Source organism: Arcobacter sp. CECT 8985, from assembly GCF_004116495.1.
Taxonomy (GTDB): Bacteria; Campylobacterota; Campylobacteria; order Campylobacterales; family Arcobacteraceae; genus Malaciobacter.
On sequence record NZ_PDKC01000007.1, the window covers coordinates 38531 to 60643 of the forward strand.

Here is a 22113-nt window from a genome sequence, read left to right on the forward strand (position 1 = left end):
AAAACCTTTACTCTTTAAATTTTTTTTGATTTACTGTATGTAGTATTTGTTGAGCAACTTTTGAAGTATTAATTGCTATATCATGTGTTTGAGTAGCAACAGAAGCATTACTTTGTGTTTGTTGATCAAGTCTAGTAATTACATCATTAATCTGTTCAATACTAGTTCTTTGCTCTTTTGAAGCTGTAGAAATATCATTTATTGCTTCTGTCGTTTTGGCAATATTCTCATTTAATTTCATATAACCCTTAATCATATTATCAGCAATTTGTTTTCCATTATCAGTTTTTGTTGTGGCATTTTCAACTAATTCTTTAATCTCTTTAGCTGCTTGGGCACTTCTTGAAGCTAAGTTTCTAACCTCTTGCGCTACAACTGCAAATCCTTTTCCTGATTCACCTGCTGTTGCTGCTTCTACTGCTGCATTTAATGATAAAATATTTGTTTGGAATGCAATTTGATCAATCACTGTAATTGCTTCAGCAATAGATTGTGTTTGTTCATTTATTTCATCCATTGATTTAACTGTAGAGTTAGCTAGTTGATTTCCTTCAGATATTGATTTTTTTAACTCTTCTGAGTGTCCTGACATATCTGAAATTCTATTTGTATTATTAATAATAGTACTTGTGATCTCTTCAACTGCAGCAGCTGTTTCTTCTAAAGATACAGCAGTTTCATTTGATGCTTTATTTAATTTATCAACATTATGAAGCAATGTTTTTGAGTTACTATCTAACTCAATACCATTTGCTTTATTTTCTCTTAACATTTCTGTAATAATTAAACAAAGATTATTTAATCCTCTTGATACTTTACCATCAGGATTATCAATATCGTTTGTAAAGTCAAGTTTTGCATAATCTTCTAAAACTTTTAAAATTGGGTTGATATCACTATTTACATTTGCATTAATATTTTCAATCATTTGATTTAAAATATCTTTTAAGTCATTTAGTGCTTTATTTGAAGTATTTGCTTTTACTAAAATATCAAGTTTTCCATTATTAATATGATTTACAACTGATTTTACCTCTTCAATTAAAGCTCTATCTTCATCAAGTCTTTTTGATATTTGTTTAATTTCATCATCAATTACTCTTCCCATATTTCCAAATTCATCATTAGTTTTAATATTTAATTCTTTTGCAACATTCTCTTCACCTTTTAAATATTTAAAGAAAAACTCTAAGCCATCTTCTACATCTTTTATTGGAGATAGTAATCTTGCCAGAGCAAAAAATAAAATAGCTAAAATAATAATAAGAATTACTGTATAAATAAGAGCATCACCTATTATATTTGCTCTAATTTCATCATGAATTTCTTGTTTATCTAACTGAACAATTGTATACCAGTTTGTAAGAGGTATTTTTGTATAAGAAGCAAATACTTCTCTATTTTTATATGTTGCTTCACCAAAATCTGTATTATTTGATGATTTTATTTTTGCAAATACTTCACTTGTTTTTTCAATTAGTTTCTTATCTTTGTGAACTAATATATTACCTTTTTCATCAGCTAAATATGCAAATCCAGTTTTTTTGAATTTTACATTTAAAATTGTATCAACAATAGTATCAATAAAAATATCTGAACCTACAACACCTACAATTTTACCATCTCTTTTTAATGGATAAAAAACAGAAACAACTAATTTTTTTGTCGTATAGTCAACATAAGGAGGTGTTATTCCACCTGTACCCATTTGTACAGCTTGTGTATACCAAGATCTTTTTCTTGAATCATAATCTGTAGTTTGTGGAGTTCTTTTTGTCCCATCTGACATTAAGAAGTTACCATTTTTTTCATAACCAACATAAACTGCAACAAAGTTCCCAGATTTAGAAGCAAGCCTTAATTTATCTTCAATATCTTTATTATTGATATTTAGTTGATTAACATCTTGAGGAAGTTCATTTGCAACTGCTTTTAATATATCAACTTTTGATTGCAAATAACTATTAATAAATTTCGAATTTTGTTTTGATAAATCTAACTCTTTTTGTTTTAAATTCCCAAACAGAATATTATATTCAGTTTTTAAACTATTGAATCCTAAAAAAACAAATGAAATTGTAATAGTAATAAGAAGTAGAATCAAAATTTTTGATTTAATACTGCTTGTTTTCATTTTAGTCCTTACTTTTAGTGTTTAGGTATAACTATACCATTAAAAAGTAGCATTTTAGTATCTAATTTGTATATTATTCTTAATTTTTTGTATTAATTTTGTATATTAATTTCTTGAGTTAGTAAAAAAAAGGCCAAAGGTAAAAAACCTTTGACCTTTTTGAGATTATTATAAAATCTGTAGTTTTATAAATTATCCTAAGAATGGGTTTGCATATAATGCGATCATCGCAATAACTAATGCATAAATAACTTGAGCTTCGATCATCGCTAATGCAATGAACATAGTAGTCATTAATTTTCCACCTAATCCTGGGTTTCTAGCAGTACCAGCGATTGTTGCAGCAGCAGTGTTACCCATACCAATAGCACCACCTAATGCAGCAAGACCAAGACCAATACCTGCAGCAACTACAGAGTAAGCTTTTAAAGTTTCGTTTGCAACTGAACCATCAGCAGCGAAAGCAGCACCAGCAATAGCTAGCATTAAAAGAACGATTTTTTTCATTCTATATTCCTTATTATATATTTTTTTACAAAGTCCGTTCGGCTTGCGTATCCCTACTTATCACTTCGTATTGGCTCGTATTATACATAATAGTTTTTTAAAACTTTATTATTCTGCAATTAAAAAAATTAATATTTACTTTTTGTAACATATAATTCTACTTTTTACTTATTTAACCTAAAAAATATAAATTAAATTATAAATATTAATAAATCTGATTTACTAATTTTCTTTTTGTTTTATTTGCTGTATAATCATTCAACTAAAAATTAAAGGGACTAATATGAAAAAAGTTTTTCTATTCTTTCTTGGTTCAATTCTAATCTTTTTAGGATTGGTATATGCACTTTTATTTACTCCAATAGGTAATTCAATTGTTGCTTCATATATTCAAGATAGTGTGAATTCAAAATTGGCACAGGCAAACTTTAAAGTTGAAAAATTCACTTTAACTACAAGTAAAATTAATTTTATTGCAGATATTGACTCAAACTCTAAAATTAATATTTCAGGTAATTTAGCAATTTTAGAAAAAAGTGTTGATTTAAATTATGTGATAAATATCGATGATTTATCGAAATTAGAAAAATTTACAAAACAGAAGTTAAATGGTAGTTTCTTTACAAAAGGTAGTGTAAAAGGTGATCAAAAACTTGTAGATATAAAAGGTATTAGTGACATTTTTGAAAGTAATACAACATATGATGTAAAATTGGAAAACTTCAAACCAAGCCAAATTAACTTTTTGATTAAAAAAGCAAAAATAAATAAGCTTCTTTATACTCTAAATCAACCAATTTATGCTCAAGGACTTATAAATATCAATGGTAAAATCAAAAATGCAGACTTAAACTCTTTAGATGGTATTATTGCTACTGTTATAACTGATGGTAAAGTAAATAATAAAATAGTAAATACTGCATTTAATCAAAAACTAAAATCATTGATTAACTTTAAAGGGGATATTGTTACTAATTTAAAACCAAATAAAGCAATATCAAAAGTTGATTTTTTTACAACTCCTGCGAATTTATTTGTAGAAAAAGCAGTTGTTGATTTAAAAACTATGAAAATAAATAGTGATTATTTACTTAGTGTTTCAGATCTTTCAAAATTATATGATGTTACACAAACAAAAATGAGAGGTTCTGTTAATATTTCAGGTAATATTGAAAAAACTGCAAAAGATTTAGAAGTTGATGGAAAATCAAATCTGTTAGCTGGAACTTTAAACTTTAAGTTGTTAAATGATGATTTAAGCGCAAATATAAAAGATATAGATATTAGAAAATTAACTCATATGATGTATTATCCTGATTTTTTTACTTCAAAAGCAGATGCTAATGTGAAGTTTAATACAAAAACACAAAAAGGTGATATTGATGCAAAATTATTAAATGGTAAATTTTTGCCAAATGAGTTCTCAACACTTATTAATACATTTGCAAAATTTGATATTACAAAAGAGATTTATGAACAAATTACTTTAAAATCAAATATTGATAAAAAAATTATCGAGTCTAAAATCAACATGAAAAGTAAACTTACTAAAATATCAGTTCCTAATAGTACAATTGATTTAGAAAATTCTACGGTTGATGCGTTGATTAAAACATCTTTAAAAGGTATTGATTTTGATACAGTTGTTACAGGAGATTTAACAAGTCCAAAAATTTCAGTTGATACAACTAAACTTCTTAAATTAAAAATAAAAAAAGAGGGTAAAAAGTTTATTGATAAAAATAGAAAAAAATTAAAAGAAAAATTAAAAGAAAAACTAGAAGAAAAATTTGGTGCAAAAGCTGGTGGACAAACAGCAGATGATATCATCAAAGGATTCAGAGCCTTTTTTGGAAATAACTAAATTAAAGTAGGGCACTTGCCCTACAAAATAAATAAATTTAAATCATTTTGATAATCATTGTCATTTTTAAGTAACATTTAAACTATCTTGTGTTTTAATTCCATATTGATAATAAATATTAAAATTAAAACAAAGGAAACTTAAAATGGCATTTTCAAAATCGAAAATATTTGTAGCATCACTTTCATTTGCAGCTGCATTGGCATTAACTGGTTGTGCAACTTCAAATCAGAATTCAAACACTCAAATAAACAAAGAGATTACTGCACACAGTTTACTTTCTACTTATGCAAACATAGCATTAGCAAATTATAAAGACGCATTAAGAGATGCAAAAAATTTAGATAAAGCAATAAATGCATTAGCAAAAAATCCTACAGCAGAAACTTTAAATGCTGCAAAAGCAGCGTGGTTAGAATCAAGAGAAACTTATGGACAAACTGAAATCTTTAGATTATCAAATGGTCCTATTGATGCTGAAGAAGGTTGGATTGCCAAAGCATATGGTGCTTTAGAAGGGCAAATTAATGCATGGCCTTTAGATGAAAATATGATTGATTATACAATTGATGCAAATGGTAAAAAAACATCAGGAAATATCATTGATACAAAAGGTAAATTTAAACCAGGTGGCGAAGATAGTACAATAGTTGATGTAAATAAAATAACTGTTGATTCTTTAAGTGCATTAAATGAAAATGGTGGTGAAGCAAATGTTTCTACAGGATACCATGCCATTGAGTTCTTATTATGGGGACAAGACCAAGATTACTCTAATTTTATAAAAGATTCAGTAACTCATGGTCCATTAACAGCAGGACAAAGACCACTTAGTGATTTTACTACTGATAAAAATGCTCAAAGAAGACTTGCTTATTTAAAAGCAGCAAGTAAAAAAATGGTTGAAGATTTACAAACTGTAACTTCAGCTTGGGAAAAAAATATAAATGGAAATACAGGACTTTATAGAGCAGCTTTCTTAGATAATTTAAAAGGTGCAAATGCTAGTAAAAATATTCCAACTAAAACTGCATTAAGACAAATTTTTGCTGGTATGGGTGTATTTGCTAAATCAGAACTTGCAAATGAAAGAATTGCAGTTGCAGTATTAACTCCAAGTGAAGAAGACGAACACTCTTGCTTCTCTGATAATACACACAGAGATATTTATGCAAACTATACTGGATTTAAAAATGTTTTATTTGGAACATATAATGGCAGAAGTTATGGTAAAGCAATGATTGATACTGTAGATGCAAAAACAAAACATAGAATTCTTGACTTAATGTCTTCAATTGAACAAAAAATTGCAAGCATAAATGCAGTTGCTCAATCTTCAAGACATTTTGATTATCAAATTCATCCAACTGATCCACAAGCAAAAGTTATTGTAAAACTTAAAAATGAGTTGAGAAAACTTGGTGATGAGATGGTTAATGTAGCGAAAGCAAATGGTATAGATTTATCAACTAATGATGTTACAGATCCAGAAGAAACAAAAATATAATTTCTTTATAAACAAACTAATATTAGTTAAAAGTCTTGTAGCTATTTTTGCTACAGGGCTTTTTGCCGTTAATAATAGTAGTGAAGTTTTTACAGAAAATATATCAAAAAATAGTATTTTTAAACCAATAAAAGGTTTAAATAATAAACAATATGATGAATATATATTGGGAAAAAGTTTTTTTAGAATTCCATGGGTAGAAGCACCAAGTGCGACAACTGCAAGGGATGGATTAGGACCATTATATAGTGCAAATACATGTATTTCATGTCATCCATCAAATGGTAGAGGAACACTTTTTACAGAAAAAAAAGCTTTATCAAGAGCTTTGGTTGTAAGACTTTCAATACCAAATGACAAAAGTAAAGAACATCAAATGTTGTTTAAAAAGAATGGCTTTATTCCTGAACCAGTTTATGGATCACAACTTTCAATAAATGGTGTTCATGGAGTTAAGTTTGAGGGTAGACCAAATATAAAATATAAAAAAATAAAAGTAAATTTTCCTGATAAAGAAGTTGCAACACTTTTAAAACCAATATATACTTTAAAAGATTTGAATTATGGAAAGTTACATAAAGATGCAATTATCTCATATAGAATGGCTCCAACTCTTATGGGCATGGGATTAATAGAACTAATATCAAATGAACAAATTTTAAAAAATGAAGATGCAGATGATAAAAATGGCGATGGAATATCAGGTAAAGCGAACTGGGTTTATTCTTCTTTGACAAAAAAGTATGAGTTAGGAAGATATACATGGAAAGCAAGTGTTGCAACTGTAGTAGAACAAATAGCAAATGCAATGCACAATGATATGGGACTTACAACTCCTTTTCATAAAGTTGAGAATTGTACTAAGTTTCAAAAAGCATGTAATGAAGCACCAAAAGATTTAAAATATGAGTTTGATGTACCAAAATTTAGACTTGATTCAATTGAATTTTATTTAGCAAATTCAAAAGTTTATAGACCAAAAGAAAATAGTGAATTTAAAAAAGGGCTTGAGCTTTTCAAACAAGTTGGATGTGCATCTTGTCATACTACAAGTTTTGATACAAAAATTGGAAAAGTAAGACCATATTCTGATTTTCTACTTCATGATATGGGAAAAGATTTGGCTGATGGTAGAGTAGAGTTTAAAGCATCAGGTAGTGAGTTTAGAACTGCACCTTTATGGGGGCTTGCATTACATAAAAAAATAAATAAAAAAGAACCAAGATTGCTTCATGATGGAAGAGCAAGAAACTTCCAAGAAGCGATATTATGGCATGGTGGTGAAGCTAAAAATGTAAAAGATACATATATGAGTTTGCCAAAAGAAAAAAGAGAACAATTAATTAAATTTTTAGGAAAGTTATAATGAAGAAAATAGTTATTTTATTTATGTTTTTATTTTCATTTGGATTTTCAAATACATTTACACAAGTAGTAAAAAATGTATCGTTACCAAATGCAAATGAAGCTATAAAAGATTTAAAAGCCTTAGAAAAATCATATAGTAAAGATGATTTCAAAAAATTTGTATATTCTTGGAAAAAAGTTCAAGCTTTATATTTAGCAGGGACAATAAATAGTGATTATATTGATGAACCAAGATATATTGATACATTTCATCAAGGTCATGAAGATATAATCCCTCAAATTAAAAGAGCGATTAAATCAACAGATAAGCCACAAATTGCACTTTTTAAAAATTCAAATAAAAGTATTAATGCAGTTGAATTTATGTTATATAAATCTGATAAAAAATTAACAAAAAGAGAAAAAGTTTTATTATCATATATGTTAAAAGCTATAGAATCTCACTTAAAACAAATACAATCAGTATATGCAGATTATGCAAAAAACAACAAAGAAACAATTGATGAAAAAACTGGTAATGGAGCTATTATTAATACTTTGATTGATTCTACTTATAAATTAAAAGAGTGGAGAGTTGGAGAGCCTGCTGGATTGACAATGAAATACAAAAATGACCCAGATAATAAAAGAGGTGAGTATTATTTATCTCAGCAAAGTTTCGCTGCAATTAAAGCTATTTTAGATGCACATGAACAAGTTATTGGTGATCAAAAGTATAAAAACTTTGCGACTATGGCTATTTATAGTGGGGCTAAAAAACAAGTAATTCAAGTAAGAGATGCTATCAAAAAAGCAAAAGCAGAACTTGCAAAATTAAAAACGGATGATTTTTCTAATGCACAAAATTTATATAAAGCATTGGTAGATTTTCATAACTCTTACTATTTATCATTGATAGAGCAACTTTCAGTTACTGCAAAAATTTTAGAAGCGGATGGTGACTAAAATTGGATTTCTTTGCACTTGAGTATCTAACAAATCCGAATAAAAGAGTATTTTGGGGTTTTCTTTTAAGTTCCTTTGTTATTGCACTTATTTGTGTATATATAAAAAAAGACAAAACTAAAAAGATACTTTTTTCTTCAAAGCTTTGGTGGCATCCAAGTGCAAGAGTTGATTATATATATTTTGTATTTTCATACTTTATTAAGATATTTATGATTTATCCTATTGTTGTAAGTGCAAAAACTATAGCATTAGGAGTTAATAGTTATATGATAGAGGAGTTTGGTTTTCATAGAGCCTCTTTATTACCTTATGAAACTATTATGATTTTATACACAGTATCTTTATTTTTAGTAAGTGATTTTACAAGATATTGGACACATAGGTTTTTGCATACTATACCGTTCTTGTGGCACTTTCATAAAGTCCACCATAGTGCAAAAGTATTAAATCCTCTTACTTTTTATAGAATTCATCCAGTGGAAAACATATTGTTTGGATTTAGATATTCTTTAAGTATAGGTATTGTTACGGGAGTTTTTATTTACTTCTTTGGTGCAATGCTAAGTGTATTTGATGTATTTGGAGTGAATATATTTATTTTTATATTTTCATTAATAGGTACAAACTTGAGACATTCACATGTAAAATTTACATATTTTACAAAGCTTGAAAAATGGCTTATCTCTCCATATATGCATCAAATACATCACAGTACAAAACATTTCGATAGAAATTATGGAGGATATTTAGCTATTTGGGACAGATTATTTAATACTTTAACACTATCAAAAGATGTAAAAACTATGAAATTTGGATTGAGAAAAGAGCAAATGAAAGATTATGACAGCGTAATTAAACTTATATTTACTCCATTTCTTACACTATTTAAAAGGAAACAAATATGAATAATTATATAAAAATATTGGGATGTTCTTTAATTGCATTACTTATTAGTGGGTGTAATAGTGCTTCTATGAGCAAAGAACAATTAGCAAAAATACAATTACAAAAAGAAAGATTAGGGAAAGTTCTTTTCTTTGATAAAAACTTATCAAAAAACAGAACGGAGAGTTGTTCTACTTGCCATAATCCACAAACTGGATTTGTAGATAATAGAGATAATGGTGTTAATAAAATGGCATCTTTAGGAGATGATAATAAATCAATTGGAGATAGACAAGCTCCAACAGCAACATATGCAAAATACTCTCCTAAGTTTCACTATGATGCTAAGAAAAAAGAGTATATTGGTGGTCAATTTTGGGATGGAAGAGCACCAACTTTAGCAGATCAAGCTGGAGCACCACCTCTTAATCCAGCAGAAATGGGAATGCCAGATAAAAAATCTATAATAAATAGAGTAAAAGAAAATGAATATTATGTAAAACAATTCAAAGAGATTTATGGAGATCATATCTTTGAATCAAACGATAAAGCTTATACAGCATTAACAAAAGTAATTGAAGCATTTGAAATGACTAAAGAGTTTGCACCATTTGATTCTAAATATGATAGATATTTAGAAGGAAAATATGATTTAACTCCATTAGAAGATTTAGGAAAATCAATCTTCTTCTCAAACAATAACAACTCTTGCGCTAATTGTCATGTATTAAGAGGTGAAGACAAAAAATATGAAACTTTTACGAACTATGAGTATCATAATATTGGAACACCAATAAATAATAAACTAAGAGCAAAAAATGGTGTAAAAGCAATAGATAATGGACTTTTAAATAATCCAGAAGTTACAGATGTAAAACAAAAAGGTAAATATAAAGTACCAACACTTAGAAATGTAGCAGTAACAGCACCATATATGCATAATGGAGTATTTAAAGACCTTAGAACTGTAATAGAGTTCTATGACAAATATAACAATACAAAAAGAAAAATAAATCCAGAAACAGGTAAACCTTGGGCTGAACCAGAAGTTGAATCAACAATTGCAAAAGAGAAATTAAAAGCAAAAAGACTATCAGATAGAAAAGTAGATGCTTTAGTGGCATTTCTTAAATTACTTACAGATAAAAGATACGAACACCTACTAAAAAAATAACATTGTGAGAAAAAGTTTCATATTTTGAAACTTTTTCTTCATTTTATAAATAACAATATTTTTTAAGATTTTTAAAACCCTTTGTCTTATATACTATTTGTATAAATTATTTTGGAGATAATTATGAGTAAAAAAAGAGTATTAATAACAGGTGGAAATAAAGGAATTGGTCTTGCAATTTCAAGAGCTATGCTTGAACTTGGGCATGAGATTATAATCGTCGCAAGAGAGTTTACTACTTGTCCTTTAATTGGGGTAAAAGATGTAACTGCTATTGAGTGTGATTTATCAAAACTAGATACAATACCAGCACTTGCAAAAGAAGTTGGAGATATTGATATATTGATTAACAATGCAGGTTATATGCAACCAAAATATACTTATGATAATTATCCAGAAGAAGCAAGAGATGCTATTATGAATGTTGATTTGTATGCTCCTGTTGAGCTTATGAATATTTTTTGTAAACATATGAAAAAACAAAAATTTGGAAGAATAGTAAACACTGCTTCAATAGCAGGTCAAGTTGGTCATCCTGATATTTGGTATGGGATTGCTAAAGCTGGACTTATTAATGCTACTAAAATATATGGAAAACTTCTAGGTTCTCATGGTATTACAGTAAATTGTGTAGCTCCAAGCCCAACAGAAACAGACATGCAAAAAGACAACTCAGAAGAAAGAAAAAAAGAGTTTAAAAAGTCAGTTAGTACAGGTAGATTTGCCGAACCAGAAGAGGTTGCAAAAACAATAGTTTGGCTAGCAACTGATAGTCCAGAGTATATAAATGGGACTTGTATTGATATAAATGACTGCTCTTATGCACGATAATTACAATTTAGATTTTTAGAAACTTTTTCTAGAAATCTGAATTTTTCTTTTCTTTTTACTTTTAGTGTAGCTTTATAATAATTATTTTATAATATATTTAATTTTATAACAAATAGGGTCTAATATGTTATATAGAGTGTTTATATTGTTTTTTCTTATTGTTGAAAGTCTTTTTTCTCAAGAGAATAAACAAATAGTAGATTTAACACATCTATATAAAAAAGCATTGGAACAAAACTTCACTATAATTGTAAAAAATAACAACATAATAATAAACAACAAACAAAAATTTTCTATAAACAAAGATAAATCAGAGTGTATAATAGGTTTGTATTGTCAAGGCAATTACAACTCAATGTTAGTTTTAGAACAACTTGTAAAAAGACATTATAAAGAATCAAAAACTAAAAAGAATAAATTATTATTGGATATGTTTTATGAAAATAAAGCTAAAAAGTTAGATGCTGTACTTTTATTTCAATTATCACTAATATATTTTGATACTTTAAAATTACAAAAAAACAAAGATTTATTACAAGAAAGAATCTATCTTATAAAAGATAATATGAAAATATCTAAAAAAAGAGAAAAAAGTGGAATAAAACAAGATAAAGATTTAAAAAAGTGGAATGTTGAATTAAAAAATGTAAAAAATGATCTATTAAAAGTAAAAGAAAAAATTCTTAAAAATAAAACTAGTCTATCCTATCTTACAAATAGCAATATAAAAAACAAAAAATTAAAAGATTATTTCATTGATAGTGAAGAGTTTAAGATACTAAATGAAACTATTGCTTTTTATATAAATAATAAAGAAAAATTTGATTCTATTAGTTCAAAATTGTCAAATGAAATTATACAAAATGATAAAGAAATTAAGATATTAAACTCTTTAATTGAACATAAATCAAAAGTAGTAAAAAAAAGTAATAAATATGAAAAACAATTAAAAGAAAAAAGTCAAAAGAATATACAAGAAGGTAAAAACCTAACAAAAGAGCATAAACCATGGAGTAGTGAGAAATTTGATAAAATTATTCAAGAAAAGCTTTCTGTTTATATGAATGCAAAAATAACAAATAAGACAGTACAAAATAAATCAGAACTTCAAAACTTGATATATACTTTGTCAAATAAAAAAATAAAAATAAAAAAGAAAATATATGATATTTTAAAAAAAGTTTTATCTTCATATAAAACAATTAATAATACCTACATATCAAGTATTACAACTAGAAATAATTTTATAGGAATAAAGAAGTTATATGACAGATCAAAAATTGATATGAAAGTTTTACTTGATTCTCAAAATAGTATGATAATTTCAAATCAAAATAGATATAGTTCAATATATGATTATTTGGAAAATATTTTGATGCTATATTATGATGCAGGAAGTTTAAATATTATTTATGATAAAAATGAAAAATCTAAGTTTGAAACTAAGATTTTTCGTTAGTTAATTGCTTTTTTTTGAAAATTTTAATATTGTTTAATATCTTTACTGCAAATAAAGTCATGATTGTTCCTATAACAATCGATGGGCTGATTTCTTCTTTTAAAAATATTGCACTAAATGAAATGGCAAACACTGGAACTAAAAATATAAAAGTACTTACTTCATTTGCTCCTAGTTTTTCAATACCAATAAAATATATTGTTGTTGCAAAAGTTGTAGAAATAACAGAAACAATAAACATATTAATCCAAAATACTGAATCAAAACTACTAAAATTAATAGCAGAAAAATCTACAAAAAATACTGCAGCTATTATAGACATAATAACATACATATAAAATGAAAATACCATTGGAGAAGTATTTGTACTTTTAGAACTAACAATAGTAACCAATGCCCAAAGTAATGAACCACATAAAAAGTATAAGTTATGAGCAGTAAATACCTCTTGCATATTAAATGTCCAAACATGAAGTATAGTAAGTACTCCAAATCCTCCGATTATCAATGCAAATACATCTTTTTTCTGTATTTTTCTTTTATAAAATAGTGCCATTAATATAAAAGTATTTATTGGTATTAGAGTTGTTACTAATGCTCCACCTAAACTTGCAGTACCATATTTTGTTCCAAGAAAGTAGCATTTCATATATGCAATCATTAAAATAGAAGCAATGATACATAATATAAGACTTTTTTTACTAATATAAAAATACTTTTTATAATATACTAAAATAGGTGCTAAAGTAATAATAGTAAAAAAGTTTCTAAAAACAATCATTTCGTATTCATTTATATATGAACTAAGAACCTTTGCATTAACCCAAGATGCTCCCCATCCAGACATTGCAAGTATCATTAATATATAAAATATATTTTTATTTTTTTGTGTCATAATAATCTCTCATATTTAAAAATTTAATTTGAATATATTAATTGTAAGGTTATTTATTTAGACAGTTAGAACAGATTCCTTTGATAATTATATTATCAATTTTGTGATTTGGAATTTTAAAATCCATTTTTTCTGGAATACACTCTATTGCTGAGCATTTTGTACAAATGAAATGTGCATGGGGATTGTTTTGTATTTCATAGTATCTTTTCTTATCATTTGATTCGAAACTATTTACAATTCCTTCTTCTTCAAATTTTGTGATATTTCTATAAAATGTTGCTTTATCCATTGATAAACTATTTTTTATATCATCATAACACAGAGGTTTACTAGAATTATTAAATATCTCTAAGATTGCTCTTCTAGCAGTTGTAAGTTTTAAATTTTTATTATCTACTAATTTTTCTATATTCATAAGAGTGATTATATCAATTTTTTATTAAATTTCCATTATTTAATTGCGACTAAGTTGCAATAAAGAAACTATATAATAAAATTTCAAAAATGCAACACGATTGCAAAAAAAATAGGAGAATTTAATGAAAAAACTTTTTATTTTACTTCTTGCATTTAGTACTTTTGTACTTGCAAAAGAGGTTACTGTAAGTATTATTCCACAAAAATATTTTGTAGAAAAAATTGCAAAAGATAAAATATCAGTAAATGTTATGGTTAGACCAGGTTTTGAACCTGCAACGTACGAACCAAAATCATCTCAAATGAGAAAACTTTCTAATTCAGATGCATATTTTGCTATTGGAGTACCATTTGAAAAAGTATGGTTAGAAAAATTTAAAAATGCAAATAAAAATCTTTTAATTGTAAATACTCAAGATGGTATAACTAAAATAAAAATGGCTGCACATCATCACCATGATGCAGATCATGAAGAACACGAAGACCATGACCATGATGCAGATCATGAAGAGCATGAAGATCACGATGCACATGAACATACAGGATTGGATCCACATATTTGGTTAGATCCATTACTTGTTAAAGTACAAGCAAAAAATATTTATAAAACACTTGTAAAAATTGATGCAAAAAATAAAGATTTTTATAGAAAAAATTATGAAAATTTTATTTTGGAAATTGATTCACTTTATTTAAAAATCAAAAATATTCTTAAACCTGTAAAAGGTAAAGCATTTATGGTATTTCATCCTGCTTGGGGATATTTTGCAAAAAGATTTGATTTACAACAAATTCCTATTGAAGTTGAAGGTAAAAACCCAAAACCAAGTCAATTAGCTCATTTGATTGATGAGGCAAAAGAACATAATATAAAAGTTGTATTTGTTGCACCTGAGTTTTCTCAAAAAAGTGCTAAAATAATTGCAAAAAGTATTAATGGTGTTGCTATACCAATGAGTCCTTTACATGAAGATTGGGAAAAATCTCTAATTAATACTGCTAAACAAATTGTTGATTCATATAAAAAATAATGATAAAAAAATTACTTTTATTTCTCTTTTTGTTCACAAGCATAGCCTTTGGTTGTGCTTTGTGTGCTATTTATTCTCCTGATACAAAAGTTTCTATTAAAGTAAATTCAACAGATACAAAAATTACTTCATTGGATATAAAATGGGTAATTACAAAAGATTTTACAAATCAATTAAAACAAGTATATGATACAAACTTAGATAATAAGATAGATAAAGATGAATTAAAATTTGTCAAAAAAGCTCTTATTGATTATGCTAAATACAAAAATTATATGACTAGTATTTCATATGGTGAAATTATTAACAAAGAAAAATCTGATAACTTTACTGTTACTAAACAAAGAGTTGACATAGAAAATGGTTTTTTACATTTTTTCTATACAATAAATGTTGATTATGATATAAAAAATGACTATAGTTTGTATGTTCACTTAAATGATGATGAAAACTATTTTGCTTTATTACTCGAAAATGATTTTATATCATTTAGAAATAAAGCTAAAATATCAAAAATTACAGATAAACAAAGTGTTATATTTTTGATAAATAATGCTCATATTCCTAAGAAAATAGAAAAAGAAAAAAAAGAAGAAAAAGAAAAAATTGTTCAAGAAAAAAAAGAGGTTGTAAAAAAGAGTAATACTCAAGTACAAAATTCATCTTTACAGTTCTCACTTCTTAAAAAATTTGTAGAAAAAGTAAAAAAATATCTTTTAGAAGTACAAAAAGGGAATAGTTTTGCTTTATTTACTTTGCTTTTTGTTTCATTTCTTTATGGTGTCATTCATGCACTTGGCCCAGGTCATGGGAAAACATTAGCATTTTCATATTTTAGTACGAAAAAAAGTAGTTATAAAAAAGCATTTGGAATTTCACTTGCTTCGTCGTTTCTTCATATCATAGGTGCTTTGATTTTAGTTTGTATTTCTGTATTTATTTTAGAAACAGTATTAAGCAATTTTGTAAAAGATACAGTGAAAATATTAACACAAATTTCAGCTGTTATGATTATGCTTTTAGCTTTTTATATATTTTTGCAAAAAATGAATAATAAAGGATGTGGTTGTAGCTCATGTAGTTCTACTAATCAACAAGGAATTACTTGGAATAATACAAATAGTATTAATTTAAAAAACAATGATAATATTGATTTTAAAAAAGTAAATAAAAAAAGAAGTGATTTATACTTTATCTTAACAGCAGGACTCATTCCTTGTCCTGGAACTGTCATACTTTTTATTTATGCATTTATATTAAAAACATATTTTGCAGTATTGTTAGCTTCTGTGGCAATTAGTTTTGGTATGGCTGTTGTAATATTTGCAAGTTCATTTTTAGGAGTTAGCTTACATAAAATAAGTTCAAAATCTCATAAACTTACTAATATCTTAGAAATTGGATCACCAATTGTTATGTTTATATTAGGTCTATTATTGCTATTTAGCTCAAATAGCTTATAAGATTAGAAGTCTTTCTTCTAATCTTTTACTTTAAATAAGTAAGAAGATATTAATTCAATTTAATTATAATATTACAAAATTTTATAATGAGAAATAATGTACAAAAACTTACCTACTGTTGCTTTTTGGCTAATAGGAATAATCTGGGGATCAAATTTTATATATATGAAATGGGCAAGTGAGTACCTTAGTGCTTCTCAAGTTGTTTTTATTCGAGTTCTTTTTGGATTTATTCCTGTTTTTTGTTATGCTTTGTATTTAAAAGTCATAAAAGTAGAACACTTTAAATATGCAATACATTTTTTTATTATGTCTTTACTTGGAACAACAGTTTATTACTATTTCTTTGTAAAAGCAGCAGCACTTTTATTATCTGGAGTAAATGGAGCATTAAGTGGTTCAATACCCCTTTTTACTTTTATTTTATCAATTATATTTATAAATGAAGAAAGAGCAACATTTCGTAGATTTTTGGGTATAATTGTGGGGTTATTAGGAGTTATTTTAATAGCTAAGCCATTTGATGCAAATCTATTACAAACAAATATAAATGGAGTTATTTATATAGTGACTGGCTCATTAATTTTAGGCATGTCTTTTGTATATGCAAAAAAGTTTATAAGTAGATTAAAAATACATTTTGCTGCACTTACAACTTATCAGTTAGGTTTTGCACTGCTAGTTTTAACAATAATTACTGATTTTAGTAATATTTCTAATATATTAAATAATACACATGTATTTCTTGGAGCTGTATTTGGTCTTGGATTATTAGGAACAGGATTAGCTTTTATTTTATACTATTATTTAGTAGAAAAACTAGGTGCGGTTAATGCCTCAACTGCTACTTATATACCCCCTGTTGTAGCACTTTTTATCGGATATTTTTTCATCGGTGAAAATATTACATTAGTAGATATATTAGCCACAATGCTTATATTCTCAGGTGTATTCCTAATAAATAAAAAATAATTATAAAAGAAAAAAATGTTAACTTCAAAACCATTAAATGTATTTTTTAAATATGCTATTCCTTCGATTTTTGGATTAGTTGCAATATCATCTGCTTCTATAATTGATGGATATTTTGTAGGAAATTATATAGGTCCTATTGCACTTGCAAGTTTAAATATGAGTTATCCTATTGTTACAATTATTATAGGATTTGCTTTTATGTTTGCTGCTGGAAGTAGCGTATTATGTGCAAAATTGATTGGAGAAAAAAATATAAAAGAATCAAATAATATCTTTACAAAAGCTATTATTTTTATTGTAATATCTTCTATTTTAATAGTATCTATTTTATTACTTAATCTTGATAATATTTTTACACTTCTTAATGCTGAAGATAGATTAAAAAAGCTTACAATTGAGTATTTATCAATAGTTTTATATTTTTTACCAATTCTTATGACAGGAATAGTTTTAGACTATTTTGTAAGAGTTGATGAAAAACCAAACTTAGCTTTTTTTGCACTATTTTTTAGTTCAATTTCAAATATAATATTAGATTACTATTTAATAGTAATAAAAGGTTACGGAATAAGTGCAGCAGCATATGCAACTGGAATATCTCAATGTTTTATTTTTATTATATTAATAATATATTTTCTAACTAGTAAATCAAATTTTAGTTTTATTATTCCATATGGAGGAATAAGTACTATTCTAAAAGCTATAAAAAATGGTTCATCAGAGTTTGTAAATGAAGCTTCAAGTGGAATTACGGTGATTATATTTAACTATATAATGCTTAAAAATTTTGGAACATTTGGTGTTACTGCATTTACCGTTATTGGATATTTTATTATGGCAAGTTTAGTTGTGAATTTTGCAGTTGCTGATTCTATGCAACCAGTAATTAGTAAAAATTATGGAGCATTAAATTTTCTAAGAATTGAAAAAATATTAAAAATTGCAGTTATTTTTTTAATACTTTATGGAATTACTTTAGCTTTTATTATTTTAAGTTATCCAAATATGTTAATTGAACTATTTTTAGAAGGTGAAAATAAAAAAGTTATAGAAGATTTAACTTTAAAATTTGTATTTTATATCTGGCCTGCATTTTTATTTTCAGGTATTTGTATATTAATTACATCATATTTTACAGCACTTCACAAACCTTTAAACTCTATAATTATTGCAATTTCAAGAAGTTTGATATTACCTATATCATTGATTATGATATTGCCAAAATTTTTAGGAGATATTGGGATTTTTTTGACTATTCCACTTAGTGAATTTATAACTTTTTTAATTGCAAGTTTTCTTTTTATTAAGCAAAGAAGTAATACATTTTTTTGTAAAACTAACAAATAATTAATAAACATATTCTAAAATAGCAAATACTTGTGTCTTATGGAGAAATATCTTGAATGCAATAAAAATTTTAGTTTTAGAAAGTATAGATAGTACAATTTCACAAATTATAAATATTTTAGAAGATAATGACTTCCAAATAGAAATTTGTAAAGACAATAATGAATTTTTTGAATGTATTTACAATAATTTATATGATTTATATATGATAAATATAAATGAAATGTCATTGTCTAGATTTCAACTTATGCAAGCACTAAATGATTTTCATGATATAACAATGAAAATGGTAATAACCTCTGCTCCAACTATAATAAAACCTTCATTTATACATGGCTGTGATGAATGTATTATTAAAAATGTAGATAAAAAAGAGATTTTATTAAGAGTAAAAGCTTTAATTAGAAGGCAATTTCGTGTATATACAGACAAAATAGCACTTAGAAAAGATATCTATTATGATATTTTTTCAAAAAAGGTTTTAAAAAATGAAAAAGAGATTTTTTTAGGTGAGAAACCATTATTAATTTTAGATTATTTACTTAAATACAAAGGAAGTTTTGTATCTTCAAGTACTTTAGAAAATGGAGTATATCCAGTAAGTACTAATTGTAAAAATGGCTCAATTAGATTTCATATTCATAAGATTAGACAAATGATTGGTAATGATGTGATTATTTCAAATAGAACTAATGGTTATAAAATAAATATCTAAAAAGGAAGTGAAAACTTCCTTTTTATTTATAAAGAATTTTTAAATAATATAAAAAATCCCCAAGCAAAATAAACTATGCACCATACAGATAAAATCCATAATACACTATTTGCTAAAAATGTAACTGTTTTATCTTTTGAAGCATCAAAGTAACCATTGTTTTTACCAACTTTCCATGCCATTGTTGAAATAAATGTTACTCCAATTCCTCCTAATGATACGAATGTTAATATAAACATACTAATTGAAGTCCATTCTATATTTAATGGATAATCATAAATATTATAGCCCATGTTATTCATAATATTAAATCTAATATATTCTCTAAAACCTGAAATTATTAATAGAAATACAATAAATAAAACAGTTGAAATATAGCTATTTTTTATGCTTTTTTCTAGTAGCAAAAATCCTAATAAATAAATACAAATTAAAATAGAAAAAATATCAATAGTTTTCCACATTTGAAATGACCATGCTATAAATAATACAAAATTAATTATTATTGCAAATGTTGTGATTTTGCTGCCTAATGCTTTTATATGATTAGTATATGATTCTAAAAATGATTTATTTGATTTAATAAAATCACTATAATTTTGTAAAAATAAACCAACCGCTGTAATACTTAAACTAATAAGAAATAAAAATCTAATAGTATCAATATGAAAGTTTAGACCAGAAGTATCAACAACACCATTTGGTGCATACCATTGCATCCATTTTTCAGGTTGAATTGATTGAACTGCAAAAGAGTGCATTAATAATCCTGCAAAAATAAGAAGTAAAAATGATATTGTACCTATTAATTTGCTACTGCTTTTATTTGCTTTATTTGCATAATAGTACCAATAATACATACTATATCCAACCAATAAGCAATATATAAAAATAACAACCCAAAGTCCTGATAGAGTGTTTATTGTGTACCAGTTTGGATCATATATAACTTGCGTAAAAAGTAATGGGGCAACTCCCAGTACTATAAGTAAAGATACACTAATTTTTCCAACTTGTATCAAATGAGGAGTTAATACACTCCAATTTTTATCTGTTTTTTGTCTAAGTGTACCATAAAGTGATAATCCTAAAGCTCCCAAAGATAAAAATACAAATAATGCATGTAAAGCCCATGTCAAAATATATAAACCTTGAAAAACTACAGGATAAAATGGAAGACCCGCTGGGTCTCTTAATAAATTTAATATATCTGCATTCATTATTTTTCCTTATTATTTTGAGATTCAATCCAAGTAGCCATTGCATCAAACTCTTTATCTGGTAAATTTATTTTTGGCATATAATCAATTGCACCTTGTGCAAGAGTGTATTTCATAAATGATTTAATCATTTCTTTATCTTGTCCTTTGAATTTAGGTAATAATGGTCTAAATTTACCATTTAACTCTAATGAATGACAATTTGAACATGCAATTTTTGTAAGTAATTTACCAACTTCAAGTTTATTTTCTGGCGTAATAGTTTTTAGTCTTTTAGGAATCCAAACATTTACATTTAATAAACCATGTTTTGCAATAATATCTACTTCATTTTTTATGTTTTTACCTGGAACATCTCTTCCCATTACTTGATTACTATATACATATTGTCCCACAACATATGGTTTTCTAATACTCTCTCTTAATTTTTCTCCTGGCCAAAGTCCAATAATTCCAATAACAAATAACATAGTTATTGAAACAGCTTTATTTATAAAGTTTGGTTTGAAAATTGCTACTGCAAAATATATTGAGAATAGAACAATCAATATGATTCTAGTATTTATTACTTGTGGAAGATAAATATCAAGTAATGTTTTTGCATTTTCAGGTAGTGTAGTTATATACCACATAAAACTAACTAATGTTAAAAATCCCCCAATAATACTTATTACACCCATTTTTTTAGTAAGTTCTAGTTTTAATTCTTCTTGTTTTAATGCACTTGTAATTATCAATCCAATTACACCTGACATCATTATCATAAAACCAAGTCTTAAAAATAAATGAGGAAAAGTATTTATACCAAAGAATGCATCACTTACAGCACCTGTTTGATAAAATGCATCATTTCCTGGCCACATCATGAAACTTATAATTCCAATAATTAAAAATAAAGTTCCAACAGAAGCTAGTGCAAATGCATATGTTAATTTAAGATGAGTTTTTCTATCGATCTTTTCAATAAAATAAACTAAAGCAAAAACTCCAACAACTTCAAATAAGAAAAATACCCATTCTGTTGCCCATACCCAAACAAAGTTGTGGATTAATGCACTAATACCTCTAGGGCTTGCAGCTGTTGCTGTATACCAAATACCTGGTCCAGTTATTGAACCTATCACATAAGAAAAAATAAGTAAAAACATTCCATATTTTTTCATATAAGAATAAAGTTCAGGTCTATCTTCTTTATATGCTTTATGTGCTAAAAAAGCAAAAAGCAATGCTGCACCAACTGATGTATGCGAGGCAAGTATGTGAATAGTTCCTGTTATTCCCATAATCCATGCAGAACCTATTTCTGGAAAATAAAAAAGAGGAAACATACCAATTTGTTCCATTCTTTTCTCCTTTTTGTATATTTAGTT

Annotated in this window: 19 protein-coding genes; 13 read left to right on the forward strand and 6 right to left on the reverse strand. The window is 26.2% G+C overall.

What is annotated here, in order from left to right; genetic code table 11:
* Nucleotides 1–7: 7 nt before the first annotated feature.
* Together CRU93_RS04850 and CRU93_RS04855 are read right to left on the reverse strand one after the other, a co-directional pair.
* A complete protein-coding gene (locus CRU93_RS04850) occupies nt 8–2134 on the reverse strand; it encodes a methyl-accepting chemotaxis protein (protein WP_129103063.1) in 2127 nt (708 codons plus the stop codon).
* A gap of 192 nt (nt 2135–2326) precedes the next feature.
* Nucleotides 2327–2641, reverse strand: coding sequence for a F0F1 ATP synthase subunit C (locus tag CRU93_RS04855; RefSeq protein WP_099341884.1), 315 nt, complete (start codon nt 2639–2641; stop codon nt 2327–2329).
* 283 nt (nt 2642–2924) lie between these two features.
* On the opposite strand from CRU93_RS04855, the gene CRU93_RS04860 reads away from it, so the two are divergent.
* The 8 genes from CRU93_RS04860 to CRU93_RS04895 all read left to right on the forward strand — a co-directional run bounded on the left by CRU93_RS04860 (nt 2925) and on the right by CRU93_RS04895 (nt 12677).
* Nucleotides 2925–4505, forward strand: coding sequence for a hypothetical protein (locus CRU93_RS04860; protein WP_129103064.1), 1581 nt, complete (start codon nt 2925–2927; stop codon nt 4503–4505).
* Nucleotides 4506–4650: 145 nt separating this feature from the next.
* Nucleotides 4651–6012 carry an imelysin family protein gene (locus CRU93_RS04865; protein ID WP_129103065.1) on the forward strand — a complete coding sequence of 454 codons (1362 nt, stop codon included), beginning with the start codon at nt 4651–4653 and terminating at the stop codon, nt 6010–6012.
* The gene (locus CRU93_RS04870) at nt 5978–7378 is read left to right on the forward strand and encodes a di-heme oxidoredictase family protein (protein ID WP_129103066.1); all 1401 of its coding nucleotides are present in this window, start codon (nt 5978–5980) and stop codon (nt 7376–7378) included. Before CRU93_RS04865 ends, CRU93_RS04870 begins: the two co-directional genes overlap by 35 nt.
* On the forward strand, nt 7378–8325 hold the full coding sequence (locus CRU93_RS04875) for an imelysin family protein (RefSeq protein ID WP_129103067.1): 948 nt from the start codon (nt 7378–7380) through the stop codon (nt 8323–8325). Before CRU93_RS04870 ends, CRU93_RS04875 begins: the two co-directional genes overlap by 1 nt.
* A gap of 2 nt (nt 8326–8327) precedes the next feature.
* Nucleotides 8328–9233, forward strand: a complete 906-nt coding sequence (locus CRU93_RS04880) for a sterol desaturase family protein (RefSeq protein WP_129103068.1) — start codon at nt 8328–8330, stop codon at nt 9231–9233.
* Nucleotides 9230–10387, forward strand: coding sequence for a cytochrome-c peroxidase (locus tag CRU93_RS04885; protein WP_129103069.1), 1158 nt, complete (start codon nt 9230–9232; stop codon nt 10385–10387). Before CRU93_RS04880 ends, CRU93_RS04885 begins: the two co-directional genes overlap by 4 nt.
* A gap of 123 nt (nt 10388–10510) precedes the next feature.
* Nucleotides 10511–11218 carry an SDR family NAD(P)-dependent oxidoreductase gene (locus CRU93_RS04890; protein WP_129103070.1) on the forward strand — a complete coding sequence of 236 codons (708 nt, stop codon included), beginning with the start codon at nt 10511–10513 and terminating at the stop codon, nt 11216–11218.
* Between the two features lie 145 nt (nt 11219–11363).
* On the forward strand, nt 11364–12677 hold the full coding sequence (locus tag CRU93_RS04895) for a hypothetical protein (RefSeq protein WP_258238832.1): 1314 nt from the start codon (nt 11364–11366) through the stop codon (nt 12675–12677).
* Here the strand turns inward: CRU93_RS04895 and CRU93_RS04900 are convergent.
* Together CRU93_RS04900 and CRU93_RS04905 are read right to left on the reverse strand one after the other, a co-directional pair.
* On the reverse strand, nt 12661–13572 hold the full coding sequence (locus CRU93_RS04900) for a DMT family transporter (protein WP_129103072.1): 912 nt from the start codon (nt 13570–13572) through the stop codon (nt 12661–12663). The two genes, CRU93_RS04895 and CRU93_RS04900, sit on opposite strands and share 17 nt — an antisense overlap.
* A gap of 49 nt (nt 13573–13621) precedes the next feature.
* Nucleotides 13622–13990: a Fur family transcriptional regulator gene (locus CRU93_RS04905; RefSeq protein WP_129103073.1), complete on the reverse strand. Its 369-nt coding sequence runs from the start codon at nt 13988–13990 to the stop codon at nt 13622–13624.
* A 124-nt stretch (nt 13991–14114) separates the two neighbouring features.
* Between CRU93_RS04905 and CRU93_RS04910 the strand changes: the two genes are divergently transcribed.
* The 5 genes from CRU93_RS04910 (at nt 14115) to CRU93_RS04930 (ending at nt 19523) form a co-directional block, all read left to right on the forward strand.
* A complete protein-coding gene (locus tag CRU93_RS04910; RefSeq protein WP_129103074.1) occupies nt 14115–15023 on the forward strand; it encodes a metal ABC transporter solute-binding protein, Zn/Mn family in 909 nt (302 codons plus the stop codon).
* 59 nt (nt 15024–15082) lie between these two features.
* Nucleotides 15083–16486, forward strand: a complete 1404-nt coding sequence (locus CRU93_RS04915) for a nickel/cobalt transporter (RefSeq protein WP_258238833.1) — start codon at nt 15083–15085, stop codon at nt 16484–16486.
* A 96-nt stretch (nt 16487–16582) separates the two neighbouring features.
* Nucleotides 16583–17458, forward strand: a complete 876-nt coding sequence (locus CRU93_RS04920; RefSeq protein WP_129103075.1) for a DMT family transporter — start codon at nt 16583–16585, stop codon at nt 17456–17458.
* 15 nt (nt 17459–17473) lie between these two features.
* Complete coding sequence (locus CRU93_RS04925; RefSeq protein WP_129103076.1) at nt 17474–18808, forward strand: MATE family efflux transporter; 1335 nt, start codon at nt 17474–17476, stop codon at nt 18806–18808.
* Between the two features lie 52 nt (nt 18809–18860).
* Nucleotides 18861–19523 (forward strand): response regulator transcription factor, encoded by a 663-nt coding sequence (locus tag CRU93_RS04930; protein WP_129103077.1) that lies wholly within the window; start codon nt 18861–18863, stop codon nt 19521–19523.
* 26 nt (nt 19524–19549) lie between these two features.
* Here the strand turns inward: CRU93_RS04930 and CRU93_RS04935 are convergent, their stop codons facing one another.
* Together CRU93_RS04935 and CRU93_RS04940 are read right to left on the reverse strand one after the other, a co-directional pair.
* Entirely contained in the window at nt 19550–20743 is a 1194-nt protein-coding gene (locus tag CRU93_RS04935; RefSeq protein ID WP_129103078.1) for a hypothetical protein, read from the reverse strand.
* Nucleotides 20743–22086 carry a cytochrome c gene (locus CRU93_RS04940; RefSeq protein WP_129103079.1) on the reverse strand — a complete coding sequence of 448 codons (1344 nt, stop codon included), beginning with the start codon at nt 22084–22086 and terminating at the stop codon, nt 20743–20745. The genes CRU93_RS04935 and CRU93_RS04940 overlap by 1 nt, the downstream gene beginning before the upstream one ends.
* Between the last annotated feature and the right edge of the window lie 27 nt (nt 22087–22113).